The sequence below is a fragment of the Methylobacterium sp. J-072 genome, from assembly GCF_022829425.1.
In the GTDB taxonomy this organism is placed as follows: domain Bacteria; phylum Pseudomonadota; class Alphaproteobacteria; order Rhizobiales; family Beijerinckiaceae; genus Methylobacterium.
In genome coordinates, this window is the sequence record NZ_JAKSYK010000207.1 from 12,128 (window position 1) to 30,694 (window position 18,567).

Annotated in this window: 14 protein-coding genes; 10 read left to right on the forward strand and 4 right to left on the reverse strand. The window is 69.4% G+C overall.

The genetic code is table 11. The annotated features are described in order from the left end of the window. The first annotated feature begins 402 nt into the window (after positions 1-402). From MKK67_RS26690 to MKK67_RS26710, 5 genes are all read left to right on the forward strand, one after another. The gene (locus tag MKK67_RS26690) at positions 403-1,770 is read left to right on the forward strand and encodes a carbohydrate porin (protein ID WP_243971192.1); all 1,368 of its coding nucleotides are present in this window, start codon (positions 403-405) and stop codon (positions 1,768-1,770) included. Positions 1,771-2,336: 566 nt separating this feature from the next. Further along, complete coding sequence (locus tag MKK67_RS26695) at positions 2,337-4,403, forward strand: methyl-accepting chemotaxis protein (RefSeq protein ID WP_243971194.1); 2,067 nt, start codon at positions 2,337-2,339, stop codon at positions 4,401-4,403. Positions 4,404-4,499: 96 nt separating this feature from the next. Beyond that, a complete protein-coding gene (locus tag MKK67_RS26700) occupies positions 4,500-4,916 on the forward strand; it encodes an FKBP-type peptidyl-prolyl cis-trans isomerase (protein WP_092043916.1) in 417 nt (138 codons plus the stop codon). 36 nt (positions 4,917-4,952) lie between these two features. Further along, a complete protein-coding gene (locus MKK67_RS26705) occupies positions 4,953-6,323 on the forward strand; it encodes a Wadjet anti-phage system protein JetA family protein (RefSeq protein ID WP_243971196.1) in 1,371 nt (456 codons plus the stop codon). Then, positions 6,316-6,942 carry a DUF4194 domain-containing protein gene (locus MKK67_RS26710; protein WP_243971198.1) on the forward strand — a complete coding sequence of 209 codons (627 nt, stop codon included), beginning with the start codon at positions 6,316-6,318 and terminating at the stop codon, positions 6,940-6,942. The genes MKK67_RS26705 and MKK67_RS26710 overlap by 8 nt, the downstream gene beginning before the upstream one ends. A 116-nt stretch (positions 6,943-7,058) precedes the next feature. On the opposite strand, the gene MKK67_RS26715 is transcribed toward MKK67_RS26710, so the two are convergent. Beyond that, positions 7,059-8,735, reverse strand: coding sequence for a methyl-accepting chemotaxis protein (locus MKK67_RS26715; protein WP_243971200.1), 1,677 nt, complete (start codon positions 8,733-8,735; stop codon positions 7,059-7,061). Positions 8,736-8,908: 173 nt separating this feature from the next. On the opposite strand from MKK67_RS26715, the gene MKK67_RS26720 reads away from it, so the two are divergent. Further along, positions 8,909-12,346 (forward strand): SbcC/MukB-like Walker B domain-containing protein, encoded by a 3,438-nt coding sequence (locus MKK67_RS26720; protein WP_243971202.1) that lies wholly within the window; start codon positions 8,909-8,911, stop codon positions 12,344-12,346. 75 nt (positions 12,347-12,421) lie between these two features. On the opposite strand, the gene MKK67_RS26725 is transcribed toward MKK67_RS26720, so the two are convergent. Next, a complete protein-coding gene (locus MKK67_RS26725) occupies positions 12,422-12,721 on the reverse strand; it encodes a CCDC90 family protein (protein ID WP_243971204.1) in 300 nt (99 codons plus the stop codon). Positions 12,722-12,979: 258 nt separating this feature from the next. Then, on the reverse strand, positions 12,980-13,195 hold the full coding sequence (locus MKK67_RS26730; RefSeq protein WP_007569315.1) for a hypothetical protein: 216 nt from the start codon (positions 13,193-13,195) through the stop codon (positions 12,980-12,982). A 405-nt stretch (positions 13,196-13,600) separates the two neighbouring features. On the opposite strand from MKK67_RS26730, the gene MKK67_RS26735 reads away from it, so the two are divergent. From MKK67_RS26735 to MKK67_RS26745, 3 genes are read left to right on the forward strand one after another with little or no spacing between them, the layout of a single operon-like run. Beyond that, positions 13,601-14,731: a S1C family serine protease gene (locus MKK67_RS26735; protein WP_243971206.1), complete on the forward strand. Its 1,131-nt coding sequence runs from the start codon at positions 13,601-13,603 to the stop codon at positions 14,729-14,731. Beyond that, positions 14,728-14,979, forward strand: a complete 252-nt coding sequence (locus tag MKK67_RS26740; RefSeq protein ID WP_243971208.1) for a hypothetical protein — start codon at positions 14,728-14,730, stop codon at positions 14,977-14,979. The genes MKK67_RS26735 and MKK67_RS26740 overlap by 4 nt, the downstream gene beginning before the upstream one ends. A 3-nt stretch (positions 14,980-14,982) precedes the next feature. After that, positions 14,983-15,729 (forward strand): J domain-containing protein, encoded by a 747-nt coding sequence (locus tag MKK67_RS26745; protein WP_243971210.1) that lies wholly within the window; start codon positions 14,983-14,985, stop codon positions 15,727-15,729. Between the two features lie 110 nt (positions 15,730-15,839). Here the strand turns inward: MKK67_RS26745 and MKK67_RS26750 are convergent, their stop codons facing one another. Continuing rightward, positions 15,840-17,336 (reverse strand): D-alanyl-D-alanine carboxypeptidase, encoded by a 1,497-nt coding sequence (locus MKK67_RS26750; RefSeq protein WP_243971212.1) that lies wholly within the window; start codon positions 17,334-17,336, stop codon positions 15,840-15,842. An 865-nt stretch (positions 17,337-18,201) separates the two neighbouring features. Here MKK67_RS26750 and clpS point away from each other — a divergent pair. Next, the gene (gene clpS / locus MKK67_RS26755) at positions 18,202-18,567 is read left to right on the forward strand and encodes an ATP-dependent Clp protease adapter ClpS (RefSeq protein WP_243971702.1); all 366 of its coding nucleotides are present in this window, start codon (positions 18,202-18,204) and stop codon (positions 18,565-18,567) included.

The following is an 18,567-nucleotide window of genomic DNA, read 5'->3' on the forward strand; positions in this document are numbered from 1 at the left end:
CCTTGTCAGCTTGCCGAAAGATCATCTTTCGGTTGCGGTCGCCAGACCGGTGATGATGGCGAATTCGGTCGCAGCCCAATTTGACGGCGGAGGATTTCTTTATCTTTCTGAACTTTACCGCACGTGTACTGTTATCTAGTGCAGCGTTTGCGTTTAAAATCGGCAATCTTGTTGAGAAATCGATCGATATTATGAGAATAAATTTCGCGTACGAGGTTTAATTAAGATCGATATAAAAACAGTACTCGTCAAAAATTTGCGTTTTGCCGTTTTTGAAGGCTTTAGGTCCTTGGCGCCGAACAGAAAACTGTCGGCTCGGGGGCATTATGGATCATGTCACGTAGGCTTATCTTGAGATGGTCAGCCGCTTTGCTGGTCGTCGGGTCGAGTTCATTGGTCGGGATGGCGCAGGCACAGCCTTCAGCGCCCGAAGACACGGAAGAATCAACGCTTCTGCCGGCGCCGAACGCACCGCAGCGCTTGCCCCTCGAGCGGCCGCCGACGCCGGCGCCGAGCACGCGTCCCGCCGCCGGCTCGGCGGATTCGCAGAACCCGAAGCCGCAATACGGACTGCTCGGCAATCTCGGCGGGGTCCGCGACCTCCTCTGGGATCGCGGCGTCCTGTTCAACATGGATTACGTCTACGAGGCTGCCACAAACGTGGCAGGCGGTGACCGCGGGCCTCTGTTGCTCGGGGCCGGCCAGCTCGCGATACGCGGCCTGTTCGACTTCCAGAAAATGTTCGATTGGGAAGGCGCATCCGGCGGGATCACGATCAGCCATCGCGAGGGGCGCAGCCTGGCACTGGATGCGCATCTCGACACGCACACGAGCGTTCAGGAAATCTACGGACGCGGCCGGATCTGGCGATTGAGCCAATTCTGGTACGATCAGAAGCTCGGCCCGTATGTCGATCTGAAATTCGGCCGTCTCCCGGTGAACGACGATTTTGGCGGCTTCGCCTGCGAATTCCAGCTCAATTCCCTGTGCGGCTCCGTCGTCAGCAAGATCGCGTCGAACTACATCTACACCTTTCCGGTCAGCCAATGGGCGACCCGTCTCCGCATCGGCACACCGGATAGTGTCTATCTGCAAGTCGGTGCTTATCAGGTCAATCCGGACGACGTGAACGAAGGGTTCAGCTTCGGTTTCAGCAACGCGACCGGCGCGCTCATCGTCACGGAAGCGGGCTGGCTTCCCAAAATCGGAGGCGACGCCTTTGCGGGAAGCTACAAGATCGGTGGCTGGTATGAGACCGGCGGCGGCAACGACGTATATTTGAACCAACGGCATCTCCCGCTCGCGATGTACAAGGGTCAGCCCCTTCACCGCGGCGATCGGACCGGCTTCTACTTTACCGGCGTTCAGGAAATTTACCGCCCGGATCCCGCGAACAAGACGCGCAACATCTCGGCTTTCGTCCGAGCGGCCGCTGCCGATGAGGAGACGGCTACCTACTCGGCGCTGGTGACGGCCGGGGTGATCTACAAGGGCTGGTGTGCCGAGCGCCCCAACGACTGGCTCGGGCTCGGCGTCGGGCAGACCACCCCCAATCCCAGACTGGTCGACGCCCTTTCGATGAGCAACCTGCTGAGCGCCAGGCCCAGAAAAATTCCGACCCAGGAACGTTACATCGAGGCGTTTTACAGCATCGATGTGGCTGACAATATCGTCATCAGGCCCAACATCCAGTATATTACCCGAAACGGTAGTCCGGTGCGGAAGACCGACGCGGTGGTGTTGGGCTTGAAGTCACTGATCACCTTCTGAAATCGCGTTCCGATCCGCGATTATCGGAACGACGCACGATCGAAGACCGGAGCATCGCCGCGGATTCCAAATCCGCGGCGATGCTTTTTTGTGCGCGCTGCCGCAAGCCGTGTCGTCAGATCGAAGACGCGGAGCCGGCTATGACTCTGCTCTCCCAACCGCGCGGGTCCGTGAGCCGCTCCGCGCTACACGTGTGATGGCAGCCCAGCACAACACGTCGAACGAGGCGACCGGAGGTCGTCTCACGGGCTGCGATGTCGCCCAGCGGGCTCGAGCGCCGGGTTTGCGGCTCCCGATTATGATCAATGATGGCATTGAATGCGACGGTAAACACGCGGTTGGTCTACTTGTATAAAAAACAAAGCCGACAAAACGAACTTGCAGATGAAGATATGGCTTGTAAAACGATCAATAATAATCCAAATATCTAGCCATTCTCTCGGACGGATCAGCAAATTTAAACGTAATTCTCATCGACAAATGAGATTATCTAGGACATTAGCTCGCGATCATCAGGTCGCTGGAGTGGTGCGATGATTCGCCTGCAGAATATTTCGATCCGAACGATGATGGGCCTGGTATTCTTCGTCTTGGGCCTGATCATCTTCATCTATGCATCGAACGCGCTCATCGGTGCACGACAGCAGGCGGTTCAATCGGAGGCCGGCATCTCCCTGGTTCGGGCGAGCCGGGCGCTGCTCCAGACCCTGTACGCGACGCGGCTGGAGCGTGGCGCCACCCTGCAGTTCCTCGCCGCCGACCAGCCTATGGATGCGGAGACGCTGTCCTCGCTCTACGCGGAACGGCAGCGGGCGGTGGCCGGCATCGCCGAGGCGACGGCTCTGGTGGGCGATCTGGATCTGCCCTCCGTCAAGGCGACGCTCGGCCCGCTTCAGGCGGCACGCGAGCGCGTCGAACGGCTCCGGCCCCGGGTCGATGCGGCCCTGAAGGTGTCCAAGGCCCAGCGGGACGGGTCGGTCATCCCGGAGGCGCAGGCGGCGTTCCTCGCCATGCTCGACACCCTGACGGCGACGACGGATGCGGTCGATGCCGCGATCCCGCGCTCCGACACGATCCTGGAGCGCGACCTCGCCCTCAAGCGGGCGGCCTGGGCCACCCGCATGTCGGTCGGTGCCGTCGCCCTGCGGATCCAGACTTCCCTGTCGGCCGGCACGCCCTGGTCTCCGGCCGAGACGGTGGCCGCCGCCGAGGAGCGCGGCCGTCTCGACGCCACCTGGAGGGCGGCGATGGATAATACGAACGACCTCTCGGACAAGGTCCGGGCGGCGTTCGAGAAGGCCCGGGCCAACAATTTCGAGGGCGCGCCGCTGGCCCGGCGTCTGGCCGTCTCGACCGCGCTGGCTCAGCACGAGCCGCCGAAGATCACGCTCCAGGAGGCGCGCAAGCTCGACACGCCGGAACAGGCCACCATCGTCGATCTCGCCTATGCCGCCCTCGACGAGATGATCGCCCGCGCCGAGACCCTGGCCCAGGAGGCGCGCAGCGGCCTGATCCGCAACGTCGCGGCCCTCCTCGGCTCCACGCTGCTCGTCGTGCTCGGCCTCTATGCCCTGGTCCGCTACGTGCTCCGGCCGATCCGGACCATGACCGGCACCATGCAGGCTCTGGCGGACGGCGACGCATCGGTGGCGGTGCCCCTGCGCGACTGGGGCAACGAGATCGGCGCGATGGCGCGGACGGTTCAGGTGTTCAAGGACAACCTGATCCGCACCCGCGCCCTGGAGGCGGAGACCGCGCAGGCGCGCGCCGCAGCCGAGGAGCAGCGCAAGGCCGGCATGCGCCAGATGGCCGAGAGCTTCGAGACCGCCATCGGCGGCATCATCGGCATGGTCTCGTCCTCGGCCACCGAGTTGCAGGCCACCGCCCAGACCATGACCGCCACCGCCACGCAGACGGCCAGCCAGTCCACCACGGTGGCGGCTGCCGCCGAGCAGGCTGCGTCCAACGTCAACACCGTGGCGGCCGCCGCCGAAGAACTCGGCTCGTCGGTCCAGGAGATCGGCCGGCAGGTCGACGGCTCGGCCAAGCTCGCTCTGGGCGCTGCCGCCGAGGCCGGGCAGACCGCGAGTCTGGTGCAGGAGCTGAGCAGTGCCGTCGCCCGGATCGGCGACGTAGTCGGGCTGATCTCATCGATCGCCGGCCAGACCAACCTGCTGGCCCTGAACGCGACCATCGAGGCGGCCCGGGCCGGCGATGCCGGCCGCGGTTTCGCCGTCGTCGCCTCCGAGGTGAAGGCGCTCGCCGAACAGACCGCCAAGGCGACGGAGGAGATTTCCGGCCAGATCGCCCGGATCCAGGCCTCCACCGGCGGCGCGGTGACGGCGATCGGCTCGATCACCGCCCGCATCCAGGAGATCAGCGGCGTCGCCACGACCATCGCGGCGGCGGTCGAGGAGCAGGGCGCGGCGACGCAAGAGATCGTCCGCAATGTCGGGCAGGCGGCGGCGGGTACCGGCGAGGTCACCAGCAACATCGCGGGCGTCGCCAGTGCCGCCGACGAGACCGGCAAGGCGGCGAGCCAGGTCCTGAGCGCGGCGACGGAACTGTCCCGCCAGTCGGAGACCCTCACCGCCGAGGTGGCGCGGTTCCTCGACACGGTGCGGGCGGCCTGACCCGCCGATCGCCCGCCTCCCTGGCCTGGACGGACCCAAGTCGATAGAAGGCCCCCCGACGGCCGGCGCGGACGGCGCCGGCTCCAGGGAGAAACCATGCCTCGCCTGTCCCTCATTGCCGGAGCCGCGTTGATCGCCATGACAGCAGCCGCGAATGCCGAGATCGTCACCCTGCCCTCGGGCCTGAAGTATCAGGACGAGGTCGTGGGCACCGGGCCCGAGCCGAAGGCCGGCCAGCAGGTCACCGTGCAGTACACGGGCTGGCTGGATGAGGGAGGCAAGAAGGGCAAGAAGTTCGATTCCTCGCGGGACCGCAACCAGCCCTTCAGCTTCCCGCTCGGCGCCGGCCAGGTGATCCAGGGCTGGGATCTCGGCGTCGCCACGATGAAGACCGGGGGCAAGCGCACCCTGATCATCCCGCCGGAGCTCGGCTACGGCGCCCGCGGCGCCGGCGGTGTGATCCCGCCGAATGCCACCCTGATCTTCGACGTCGAACTCCTCGGCGCGAAGTAAGATTTTAGGCTGCGCGACAGCGAAAGTCCCAAAAGAATGCTGTTCGCGCAGCTGCCCGACGAGCTGTTCAAGCCCCTGGCCTCGCCGAGCCGGGGCTTCAACGCGGCCCTGCTGCTGCACCTGCACCGGCGCGTCCTCGGGGCGGAGCCGGTGCGCAAGGCCGAATTGCTCGCCGAGATCGGCGATTTCGCCGCCGGCTGGAGTGACCCGGAAATTCTCGGCGACGAGCCGATTTCCGCCGACCCGGCCGAGCGCCGCACCGCGCTCTACCGCCGGCTCCTCGAGACCGGCTGGCTGATCGAGCGCCGCGAGCGCTACGTGCCGGTGGTCGAGTTCGACCCCGAGGCGCGCCTCCTCCTCGAAGAGCTGTCGCGCCTGGAGCGTGGCGAGACCCGCTCCTATGGCGGCGCCGTGCTGGAGGTGCTGGGCGGCCTGGAGAGCGCCGTGTCCGATCCGGGCAGCCGGTCCGAGGCGCTGTCCAACGCCGCCCGGGCGTCCGCCGCCTTCCTGGCGCATGTGCGTGGCCTCGCCGCCGGCATGCGCAAGGTCGAGGAGCGGATCCTGCGCGAGCCCGACCGGGCCAAGACCTTCCGGCTGTTCTTCGAGGATTTTGTCGAGCGCCACCTGATCAGCGATTACCGGACCCTGCACACCCGCTTCAACCCGTTCCGGTTCCGGGCCAGCGTGGTCCGCGAGGCCGGCCGGGCCCTGCGCGACGCCCTCACGGTGCGGGCGCTGGCCGAGGGCCTGATCCGCGAGGGCCGCAGCCCGGATCTCGACACCGCCCAGCGGGCGGTCCGGGCGGATCTCGCCCAGATCCTCTCGGTGTTCGAGGGGCTCGACAACCATCTCGACGCGGTCGACGCCGTCGTGGCGCGCCTGGAGCGGCGGATCGGCGCCGCGCTCCACGCCATGGACCGGCCGGATCCCACGGGGATCGAGCGCACGGCTGCGATGCTGCGGGCCGTCGGCGCCGCCGAGGTGACGCCCGACGTGCCCCCGGGGGTGTCGTTGCTGCGGCCGCCGATCGGCCAGGCCCACCTGCAGACGCCCCGCGCCCGCCGCAGCGCCATCGATGTCGAGCCGCTGCCGGATGTCGATGACGACCCCGCGGTCGATGCCTTCGCGGCCGCCAAGGCGGAGTTCCGCCGCCGCACCACCGTGACGCCGGAGACCATGACGGCCTTCGTCGAGGCGCGGCTCGGCAAGGCCGTGTCGCTGCGGGGCTCGCAGATCAGGATCGAGGGCGTGGACGATTTCGTGGTGTTCCAGCGCCTGCGCGAGATCGACGTGCTGTTCGATGCGCGGCTGCGCGACCGCTACGCCGTGGTCCGGCTGCCCGAGCGGCTGGCCAACGGCTGGCTGGACTGCCCGGATTTCGTGTTGGAGCGTCGCGTCGGTGCTTGAGGGATTTCGCGCGATCATCGACGGCGACGAGCCGCCGCCGCCCGGCGCCCGCGCCCCCGACGCCGAGGAACTGTGCCGCGCCCTCCAGGTGATGCTCAAGGGGCAGGTGATCTACGCCGACACGCCCGGCATCGGCCGCTCTTACGAGCTCGCCCGGCACTACGCGCCGTTCTTTGCCGACTACTTCGCCTGCCTCGGCTACGCGCTCACGGTCTCGCACCGCGACCAGATGGTGTCGCTGAGCCCGGCCGCGGACGCGCCCCGGCACGACATCGCCTCCGAGCGCCTGCGCAAGGACGAGACCCTAGTGCTGCTGGCGCTCCGGCTTCTCTACGAGGAGGGCCTGCGCGACAACCGCGCCGGTACGGACGGGATCGTCGAGTGCACCACCGACGAGATCGTGGAAAAAATCCGCGCGGTGGCGCGCAACGATCCCCCCGAGGAGGGCCGCCTCGCCGACATCCTGCGCCTCTACGCCCGCCGCGGCGGCCTCCGGATGGGCGAGCGCGACCGGGTCGAGCGGGTGACGCCGCTGTCGCTGCTGCCGGGCTTGGCGGTGCTGGCCTCCGACGCCTGGCTGGAGCGCCTGCGGGCGTGGTCCGAGGCGGGGGAACTCTGAAACCAGCCCTTTCCGTCCTTGCGAGCGCAGCGAAGCAACCCAGAAAAAGCGCCACCCTCGGGGATCGCGCGCCGCCCTGGGTTGCTTCGCTGCGCTCGCAATGACGGCGCGGCACCTCAGGCCGCCCGCACCGTCGCCAAAAAGTGCTCCACCTCTTCGCCGAGCTGCGCCGCTTGCCGCGCCAGCTCGGAGGCCGAATCCAGCACTTGCCCGGCCGCGCTCCCGGTAGCCTCGGCGGCACCGGCCACGCCGGTGACGTTGGCGGTGACGGCCTCGGTGCCGGTGGCGGCCTGGGTGACGTTGCGGACGATTTCCTGGGTCGCCGCCCCCTGCTCCTCCACGGCGGCGGCGATCGCGGTCGCCATGCCGCTGATCTCGCGGATGCGGGACGCGATGCCGTCGATCGCCCGCACCGCCTCGCCGGTGGAGCCCTGGATCTGGGCGATCTGCGCGGAAATCTCGGCGGTGGCCCGGGCGGTCTGGGCGGCGAGCGCCTTGACCTCGGTGGCGACCACCGCGAAGCCGCGCCCCGCCTCCCCGGCCCGCGCCGCCTCGATGGTGGCATTGAGGGCCAGCAGGTTGGTCTGGTCGGCGATCGACGCAATCAGCGAGACGACCTCGCCGACCCGGTTCGCCCCGGCGCTGAGCGCCTGAACCAGCTGCGCGGTTGCGGCCGCCTCGCGGACGGCGGTCTGGGCCAGATCCGCCGAGGATCCGACCTGCCGCCCGATCTCGTCCACGGTCGAACCCAGCTCCTCGGCCGCCACAGCCACGGTGGTCACGTTCGTGGAGGCCTGTTCGGCTGCCGCGGCCGCACTGGTCGACTGGCCGGCTGTCTGCGTTGCCGTCGCGCTCAGGCTTTCGGCCGTTACCTGCAACCGGGTCGCCGCCGCAGTGACCGAGCCGACGATGCCGCCGATGGCGCCCTCGAACCGGTCGGCGAGCGTCCGCGTCGCCTCTCGGCGCTGGGTCTCGGATTCGGCGCGGGCCCGGACGGCCTCGGCCTCGAGGGCGCGGGTATGCAGCAGGTTCTGCTTGAACACCGCCACGGTGGCCGACATGGCGCCGATCTCGTCCCGCCTGGCCGCATAGGGGATCTCTGCCTGCGTGTCGCCGTCGGCGAGGCGGCGCATGGCCTGGGTCATGACGGTGATCGGCCGCGACACGCCCACGAAGCTGTACAGAGTCGCGCCCAGCGCGAGCAGCAGCGTGACGCCGAGCATGATCATGGTCGAGCGGACCGCCTCCGCCTGGCTCTGACGCGCGCTCCGTCCGGCCTCGTCGCCGGCCTTGATGTTCATCTCGGCGAGCGCGTGCGCGGCCCCGGCGGCGGCGACGTAATGGCCGTTCATGCTGCCGCGGAAATACGCCATTGCCGGTTCGCGCTGGTCGAGGGCGAAGCCGCGCAGGCGCTCCCAGTCGTAGTGCTGCACCTTGAGCTTGGCGAGCAGGTCGTCGAACCGGGCCTTCTCGTCGGGCGAGGCGATCAGTGCCCGGTAGGCTTCGACCTTGACGTTCCGCTCCCGGATCAGCCCGTCGACCTCCTTCACGGTGAGCTGCCGCTCGGTCTCGGCCGCCGCGGTGACGAAGCGGACCTGGGCGAGCCGCGTCCGGATCACCAGAGCCTCGATGGCCTGCGCCTCGTTCATCGACAGGACCGCGTGGTCGAGCAGCGCTTCGAGCTGCCGGTCGAGGGCGACCATCTTATGGATCGCGAATCCCCCCTGAAGCGCTGCGGCCAGGAGGAGCAAAGCGAATAGGCCGCTCAATTTGAGCTTCAGGCTGGCGCGCATGGTTTTTATCAATCCCCCCGGGCGGGGACGATACAGGTGCGAAATTGTCTGACAAGTCGTGAATCGTGGTCGCGGTGACAACGCAGCGCTGCGAAGGCCGAAGCTTGCATGCGCGGCCGAACCCGGCCAACTGGGCCGCGCGTTTCCCTGCAGCGGCCCGGCCTTCCGACATCGTGTACGTCCTCACCGATATCGCCATCTCGAACTGGTACCTGATCCGGCGGGAGCAGATCCGCCTGCGGGGCGCCGCCGCCCTGGTCGGGCCGACCGGGGCCGGCAAGTCCACGATCTTCGACGCGGTCGGCACGGTGCTGGCCGGCAACAATGCCAGCCGGCTGGCGCTGAACGCCTCGGCTTCCGGGCGCAGTGCCCGCACGGTGCGCGACTATTGCCTCGGCTGGATCAGCGATCCGGCCGAGGGCGGCCGGCCGACGCGGGAATCCTGCGAGACCGTGCTGGCCCTGGTGTTCGAGAACCCGGCCTCGGGCCGCACCGTCACGGTCGGGCTGGCGCTGGCGGCCCGGGCCGTGGAGCCACGCGAGACCGTGCTGTCGCGCTTCATCGCGGTCGGGCACCGGTTCGAGATCGCCGATTACGCCCGCACCGCCCCGGGGGGCAGCTTCACGGCGCCGTGGAGCGAGATCGCCGCGGATCTGCGCGCCCGGGCGGCGAGCTTCACCGAGTATCGGACCTCCGGCGAGCGCTTCACCGCGGACATCCTGGCGACCCTGCGGGAGGGCGCGCCCTCCCCCGAGCCCCGGCACTTCCTGCGCAGCTTCGCCAACGCGGTGGCGTTCAAGCCGATCTTCGACACCAGCGCCTTCGTGCGCGCCTTCGTGCTCGATCCGGAACCGCTGGATGTGGAGCGGGTGCGGCTCTCCATCGCCAATTGGCGCCGGCTGCTGGAGACGATCGGCGAGCTGGAGAGCCGGCTCACCCGCCTGCGCCGCCTGCGCGATCGCTACGATGCCTGGAGCGAGGCGGTGCTGGCTGCCGCCAACCACGAATTCCGCGCCGCCTGCGCCGAGCTGCGCCGCCGCAGCCTCGACCTCACCGCGGTCCGGCTGCGCTTGAACGAGGGCGCCGACATCCTGCGGATCGCCCGGGAGCGGGTCGCGGCGAGCCGCGGGCACGTGCGCGAGATCGACGGCGAGATCGCCGAGAAGAAGGCCCTGCTCGCCGGCAGCGCCGCGGAGGGCCGGCTCGCCGCCTCGACGCTCGGCCTGTCGATGCTGGAGCGGGACCGAAAGGAGCTGGTCGCGCGGATTTCCGACCTCGTCGGAATCGTCGGCCAGATGGGCAAGCTCCAGCCGGTCGCCCCGATCCTGCGCCAGGCCTGCCCGCCGGCGGCGCGGCTCGCCGAATCCTGCGCCCGGGCAGGCCTGCGCCGGGAATCCTCGCCCGAAGAAATCCTGCGGCCGGACGGGCCCCTGGCCGAGCTGATCGACGGGCTGGCGCGCCTGCCCGAGTTCGACGAGGCCCTGGAGCGGGCCGCCGAGGATGCGGCGCTCAAGGCCCGCGCCCAGGAGAGCGAGGCCGAGCGCACCGCGCCGCGCACCGGAGCCGGCCCGGCGGCGCGCCTGTCCTCGGACACGGTGGCGTTCCGCGGCGAGCTTGAGCGGCGCGGCATCGACGCGCTGCCGATCTGCGAACTGGCCGAAATCGTCGATCCGACCTGGGGGCCGGCACTGGAAGGCCTGCTCGGCCGCGCCCGCGAAGCCCTGGTGGTTTCCCCCGACCGGCTGAGCGAGGCGCTCGGCGTTCTCCAGTCGGGCCGCGACCGGTTCCACCGCTGCATCCTGGTCAAGACCACCGACACCGCCAAGCAGCGGCCGCGCCGCTACGATGACGGGCCGCTCACCGTGATCGAGACCAGCGACCCGCACGCTGAGGCGTTTTTGGGGGTGCGGCTCGGGGGCTACGACCTCGCTCGGGACGATGCCGAGCTGGCCCGCCTGTCCCGCGCCGTGGCGCCGAGCGGCCGGACCACCGCCGGCATGGCCTATTCGGTCACCCGCAACGTCGATCTGCTGATGACCCGCGGCCATCGCGGCCCCACGGTCGACAGCCGCCGGGCGCACGAGGCCGCGGTCGCCGAGGCAAGGCGGCTGCGCGGCGAGGCGGCGGTCCTGCGCGAGGCCGCCCGCACTGCCGCGGCGGTGCGGGCCCGGATCAGTCGCGGCCTCGACGATATCGACGCCCTGCGGGGCGAGCTCGACGGGCTCGAAGGACGGCGGCGCACCCTCCAGACCGAGCGCGAGGGCATCGAGAAGCGCGACAATGCCGGCCTCACCGCCGAGATCGCCGCGCTGACCACCGAGCGGGTCGGTTACCTGCGGGAATTGTCGGAAGAGCTGGAGCCGAAGCTCGACCGCCTGCTCGCCGACGAGGCGGCGCTGCGCGCGCGTCTCGGGACCGTGCGCGAGGCGGCCCGGGCTGCGCTCTCGGCAAGGCGCTCGGCCCTCCGGCAACTCATGGGCGGCGACGCGGCGCGGGTGCGCCTCGCCCGCTCCGAACCGTTCAGCGTCGCGGTGATCGCCGAGGCGCGGCACGCGCTCGCGGGCCTCGACGCCAAGGCCGCCGGCACGCGGGCCGCCACCGAGCGCGGGCTCGCCCGGGAGGCCGCCGAGGCGGCCCGCTCCCACGGCCGTGTCGCCGAGCGCGAGCTGACCGAGGCCTGCTCGGCTTGGCGGGTCGAGAACCCGCTGAATGCCGGCGACGCCCCGGCGATCGACGGCTACGCCTGGGTCCGCAAGGAATACGAGGCCGTGGAGGGCCACGAGCTGCGCCGCTACCGCGCCCAGGCCGAGCGGGCCGAGGTCGAGATGCGCCGGCTCATGACCGAGGACCTGCTGACCCGCCTGGCCGACCGGTTCGAGCGGGTCCATGCCAGGCTCGCCGCCCTGAATGAGCGGCTCTCGGCGCGCAGCTTCACCGGCCAGACCTACGCGTTCGAGGCGGCGGTGGACCGGCGCTACGCCGCCGTCCACGCGCTCGCCACCGAGACCGCCCGCTCGCCGGAGGCCGCGCAGGCGCTTCTGGCGGGCGAGACCGAGGGGCCGATGGCGGCGGCGCTCGAAGAGATCACCGCGCTGATCGCCGGCCAGGAGGATGCGGCCCGGCTCGCCGATTACCGCAACTATTTCGTCTACGAGATCGGCATGAAGGACGCGGCCGGCAACCGCACGACCATGTCGGCGCGGGCGCTGCGCGGCTCCGGCGGCGAGGCGCAGGCGCCGTTCTACGTGGCGATCGCGGCCTCGCTGGCGAGCGCCTATTACCCCGGCGACCGGCCCGGCGACGAGAATCCGGGGCTGGGGCTCTGCCTGCTCGATGAGGCGTTCTCGAAGCTCGACGTGCGCAACAGCCAGGCGCTGGTCGATCTCTACCGCGCCTGGGGGCTGCAGCTGCTGATCGCCGCCCCCGAGGATAAGCGCACGACGTTGACCGAGGTGATGGACACCATCGTCACCGTCTACAAGAGCCCGGATCTGACGTCGGTGCGGATCGAGGCCGAGCACCCCCTCGAGGCGGCCCGGCGGGCGCTGCACGCGATCAACCCGGACCAGGTCGGGATCGAGGGCTTCCGCCGCTCCGACGCTGCGGAGTGAGCCGGCGGGGCAGCCGGACGAGGCGGGCCGCGATCCCCGGTATCCCCGCTGTTCCGAAGATGCGAACGGGTTCGCTCAGTGCAGGCCCCGCGCCAGGGCTACGATGCCGCCGACGATCACGAGCGCCTGGAACCCGATCGCGCCGATCATCCACTTGATGAGCTCGGCCTTCGTGTCGGCGAGATCGGCCCTGTTGGCGAGCCGCAGCGCCTCGATGTCCGTCCGGACCGCGGCGATGTCGGTCTTGGTCGCCAGATCGTTCTGGATCGCCTCGGCGATGGCGTCGGCCAGACCCTCGGCCTGCTCCGAGGACATCTTGGCCTTGTCGCGGAGCGTGCGGACAAACCGCAAGGTGTCGAAGGCAACGGCGGTCACGGACGCGGCTCGCGTTCTCAAGACGAGGCTTCCCCAAAGCGCAGCTTCAGGCCCCTTTCGTCTAGCATAGGAACGGCCTTGGCGCACGGGCGACGTGACCTTGGCACCTCGGTCGATCGCATCGCCGTCTAGCGATGCGCGTGGCACGACCGTTCGGCAATTGTCACGGCGCCGCCGATCGGCGGGGCTCTGCGCTGCGAGGACCCCCGCAGGTCGATCCTCTTCGCGCAACGCCACTTCAGAATCCGCTGAAACCGCTCAGTTCAGGTAGGTGCGGATCCAGTTCGGGGAGAGGATCTCGCCCTCTTCGGTGATGATCCAGGGCTGCTTGGCCGGATCGGTCAAGGCACCGGCGGCGGCGGCGATCGCCTCGCGCAGGGTGCCGTACCGCTCGGGCTGCGCGAGCGGGGTGCTCGCCGGGGCCGTGCGCCAGATCGTGAGATCGGCCGGGCGTTCCAGAGCTTCGGTTTCCATGATGTCGTGTCCTTCCGAACCGTTTGGGACCGTTCAGAGTCCCGCAGCCCGGACGAGCCGGCCTGCTGCGGGGACTGAAAGGCTGAGCGTCAATGCAAGCATCTCTGCGGCAGCTTTGCGATCAATTTGGGCATTTCAGGCACCAGCATTGAGTCCTAGTACGTAGGATAAGACGCAGTACCGTGTTCCATGCTCAAACCGGCCGTGACTGATCCGCCGTGAACTTGCGAGAATTGTGGCCATCGATTGATGACCATTCCGTTAGCCAAGTGCGCCAGTCTCCGACGTGCGCCAGAACACGTCTGGGGCCAGTCGGCGACGGCGCTCTGTCTGTGTTGACGCCCTGATCCTGAACGCGCACTTAAGGCCCGCGCCCGCATCCGGGCCCTGATTGGAGACAGACCCTTGCCGGATCGTACCGTGCGCTTCGTGCTCGCCGCGGTCCTGGTCCTGCTGGCGCTCTACGTCGCCCAGCCCTACCTGCAGCCGCTGCTCTACTCGGCCGAGGCGCCCCGGGTGGTGGCTGCCCGCGGCGATCTGGCCCAGTCCGAAACGACCACGATCGCGCTGTTCGAGCGGGCGAGCCCCTCCGTGGTCCACGTCTTCGCGCAGAGTGCCGCCACCGGGCGCGACCTGCTCGACCCGGACGACGAGGGCGGGGAGCAGAGCGGTACCCAGACCGGCACCGGCTTCGTCTGGGACGGCGCCGGACACGTCGTCACCAATACGCATGTGGTGCAGAATGCCGCGCAGTCGGGCGGCTCGGTCTCGGTCCGGATGAGCGACGGTGAGGTGGTCTCGGCGACCCTGGTCGGGCTGGCGCCGTCCTACGATCTGGCGGTGCTACGGCTCGGACGTGTGACCAAGATGCCACCACCGCTGGCGATCGGATCCTCGGCGGATCTCAAGGTCGGCCAATCGACCTTCGCCATCGGCAACCCGTTCGGCCTCGACCACACTCTGACCACCGGCGTGATCAGCGCGGTGCGCCGACGAATGCCGACCAGCGCCGGCCGCGAACTCTCCGGAGTCATCCAGACCGATGCGGCGATCAACCCCGGCAATTCCGGCGGCCCGTTGCTCGACTCCGCCGGGCGGCTGATCGGGGTCAACACCGCCATCGTGTCGCCCTCGGGGGCCAGCGCCGGGATCGGCTTCGCGATCCCCGTGGACGTGGTCAACCGCGTCGTCCCGGAGCTGATCCGGGTCGGCCGGGTGCGCAATCCCGGCATCGGCATCATCGCCGCCCAGGAGGCCGCCGCCGCCCGGCTCGGGATCGACGGCGTCGTGGTGCTGCGGGTCCTGCCCGGATCCCCGGCGGCCCAGGCCGGCCTGCGCGGCGTCGATCCGCAGACCGGCGACATCGGCGACGTGATCGTCGGCGCCAACGACCAGCCGGTCCATCGCTTGGCCGACCTGACGGCGGCGATCGAGGAGGCCGGCCTCGGCGCGCCCGTGACCCTGAAGGTCGAGCGCGACGGCCGGATCCGTCAGATCCGGATCACCACCGCGGATGTCGCGGAGAACCGCCGGTGACGCGCCTGTCCGTCCTTGCGTCCCTGTTCCTGATCGCCGCCGGCGCCGCGTCGGCGGCCGAGCAGCCGGTGCGCTCCCGCCTCTGCCCGGAGGACCTGCCCGAGGGCGTCCGCCTGCCGCCGCGACCCGGATGCGACGTTCCGGCCCACAAGCCGACGACGCCCCGGCGCGGTTTCTACGATCTCGGGGACGGGACGACGGTACAGATCGGCGGCCGCGTCGGTGCCGAGTTCGGCACGCGGCGATAAGTGATGGTGTTGTTTGCGGCCCTTCTGGCCTGCCTGACGCTCTGGTGGCTCTCGAAGAACGGCGACGGCTTCGGCGGCCGGCTCGGGCGCGCCTTCGGCAAGAGCGTGACCGCGATGGTGGGCGCGATCCGGCCTGAAAAGATCGGCGGCGTCCTGGCCCTCGGGGCGGCCGGGTTCCTGCTGCTGCACGGCAACTTCGTTCTGGCGGCCCTGCTCGGCCTCGGCGGTGTCTGGATGATCGAGGGGCAGGCGGCGATGAATGCGCGCCTCACTCCGATCCTCAAGCCCTGGGTCGATCGCGGCCGCCGGCACCGGACGGCGCTGATCGAGATCCGCCGGCGCTCGGACGGCAGTTTTGGCGAAGGCCGGGTGATCGCCGGACCCCGGGCCGGGGCCTGGCTCGATGCCCTGCCGGTGGCGGTCGTGGCCGAACTGCTCGCCACCTGCCGCCAGAGCGATCCCGAGGGCGCGGCCCTGCTAGAGCCGTATCTCGACCGCCGGGCGCCCGGCTGGCGTGTAGACGCTGAGCGCGATCGCGACCCGCGGCCGGGACGCCCGACGCATCCAGGGTCGATGACGCAGGAGGAGGCGTACCAGATCCTGGGGCTTCAGCGCGGGGCGTCCGCTGAGCAGGTCCGGACGGCCCACAGGTCTCTGATGAAGCTCACCCACCCCGACCAGGGCGGAAGTGCCGAGCGGGCGGCGCGGGTCAACGCGGCCCGAGACAGGCTTTTGAACCGACATCGCTGAACTCCACGCGCGTTGTCAGATACTTACTGATTCGCAGCCGCGGGCAAACACAGCCGCGGCTCCGCCGTACCGGCGCACCTTGTGGGCGCGACGCTGGTTGTCGAGGCTGCTCAGCTGCGGGTTGCGAAGCAGCTGAAGCCGCTGCGCTTCAGAGAGGTGCAGGCATCCTGCGCCGCATCCTGCTCCGAAAAACCCGAGAAGCGGGCGCGGTAGAGCGTGGTCCCGCCATGCTCGACCTTGACCGTGTAGGGCGCCGCCTTTGACAGGCTGCCCCCGGCCTTGGCGCGGGCCTCCGAGAGCATCGCGCGGGCCTTGGTCTCGTCGTCCATGGCGCCGAGCTGGATCACCCAGGCGGTGGGGACGACGCGGCTTCCGGTGACGGCCTTGGGCGGCTCGTCGCGCTCCGAGGAGGCCATCCGGGCCACGGTCTTGGACGCGCCCGGGAACGGCGCCTGCGCGCTGCTGGTGCCGGCATAGGCCTGGGCCGCCTTCGGCAGCGATTGTGAAACGCCCTGGGGACCCGGCTTCCAGGTTCCGCCCGGCGTCGTGGTGGCCCGCGAGGGCGTGATGTCCAGGGGCTCGCCGGTGGTGCCGGTGGTCTCGACATCCTCGTCGTCGGCCGAGGCGACCTGCGTGCGGGTGCGCGAGACTGCATCCGCCACCACGGCGGGCCGGGCCCGCTCGGCAACTTCGGTGACCGGCGGCGCCTGGCGGAGGCCGGCATAGGCCCGGGGCAGGCTGGAGCGGACGAGGTCGGCCATGATCCGGTCGCGGCTGCCGCCCGACTTGCCGCCGAGCACGATCGCCACGATCTGGCGGCCCTCGGATTTCGCCGCGGTCATCAGGTTGAAGCCGGAATCCCGGGTGTAGCCGGTCTTGATCCCGTCCACGCCCTGGACGTTGCCGAGCAGGTGGTTGTGGTTGCCGATCACCCGGCCGCGGAACGCGAAGGACCGGGTCTGGAAGTAGCGGTAATAGTGCGGGAACCGGTCCTGGATGGCCCGGGCCAGCACGGTCAGGTCGCGGGCGGTGGTGAGCTGGTCGGGATCCGGCAGGCCCGACGCGTTGGCGTAGCGGGTCCGGCTCATGCCCAGCGCATGCGCCTTGGCGGTCATCATCTGGGCGAAGCGCTCCTCGGAGCCGGCGATGTTCTCGCCGATGGCGCAGGCCACGTCGTTGGCCGATTTGGTGACGATCGCCTTGATGGCGTCCTCGACCGAGATCGTCTGGCCGGGGCGCAGGCCGAGCTTCGACGGCGCCTGGGCAGCGGCGTGGGCCGAGATGGTCAGGTCGGAATCGAGGGCGAACTTGCCGCGCTCCATCTGCTCGAACAGCATGTAGAGCGTCATCACCTTGGTGATCGAGGCCGGGTGGCGCAGCGCGTCCTCGTTGACCGCGTGCAGCGTCTTCCCGCTCTTCACGTCCACCACCATGGCGGCGTAGGGCGGGTTGTAGCCGCCCCCGGACGCGTGGTGATGGTGATGCCGGCCCCGCCGGGCCTCGGCCGGTGCCGCCAGGGCGGTCAGAACCGCGGCGGCTGCCAGGGCGGCCGGAATGGCGGCCGGCAGCGCGGGGGTCGTCCGAAAGCGGCCTACAACGCTACGCATCACGCCTGATTGCCTCGCGGGACCGGCAACGGCCGGTCGTCTCTCTGGTGCGGGCCGGCGCTGATCGCGTGGCCCCGCTGCATCGTTTGAGAATTAGGCGGGTGCAGTTACAGGCCCGTTAATGCGATGCCCGCGACTTCCGAATCCTGTCGGTCCGGGCGCCGCTTGACGATGGCGGAGGCGGCGCACAATCTCTGCAAAAACCCGGTTTCGCCATCCGTGTCGGTCGCGTCAGGCTGGCCCGGCGGCGCCAAGGAGGCCGGCCATGCAGCGATCCCCCGCCCGCCCCGCGGCCCACGCAATCGCCATATTGGGCCCCATGTCGGGGGTCGGATTTTTGGCGCGGCAGCCGTCATCCCCTATCTGCACGATGCCGGATGTGGCGCGGGTCCCCTCTCCCGTGCGGGAGAGGGACAGGGTGAGGGGGGCGACCTCTCCGGAGAAACCTGATCCCTCACCCCAACCCTCTCCCGCACGGGAGAGGGAGCACGTCGCGGCCTGCCCAAGGCGAGGTCTGACTATCGGAAGCCGGCACGGCGAGGAGTGTCCCGCCGCCATCCCGGCCGAGTCGTGCGATGCGTGACGCCCGCATCCCCTCCGGTCAGGCGAGCCCATCGCCCTGCCCGCCCCCCGGCCGAAGAAGCCGGGCGACAGCGATGCGCCGGGCACAAGCTTTGCGGGGCGGACAAGTGCGCGCAGGCGTCTGGCGAAGTCGCCTCACGGTCTGTAGATTAATGTCCGCTGACCCAGACGCCGCTCCCGGCAGGGTCATGACAGGATCGGATTGGGGGACGGCGACGCCCGCTCCAATCGAGGGATCGGTTCGACGCACATGACACAGGTTCCCCTGCAGGGCACCGCCACGATGACGTTCCACCAGCCGGCGCAGCCCGCGGTCACGGCCTCCGGGTCGCGCGCGCCGGGCGGCGACGACCGGTCCAACACCGCGATCATCACCCGGACCAAGCCGAAGACGAAGAAGCCCAGCCTCTACCGGGTACTGCTTCTGAACGATGACTATACGCCGATGGAATTCGTCGTGCTGGTCGTCGAGCGCTTCTTCAACAAGAGCCATGAGGACGCCTACCACATCATGATGCACGTGCATCAGAATGGGGTCGGCGAGTGTGGGGTCTTCACCTACGAGGTGGCGGAGACCAAGGTGACGCAGGTCATGGACTTCGCGCGCAAACACCAACATCCTCTCCAGTGCGTTATGGAAAAGAAATAG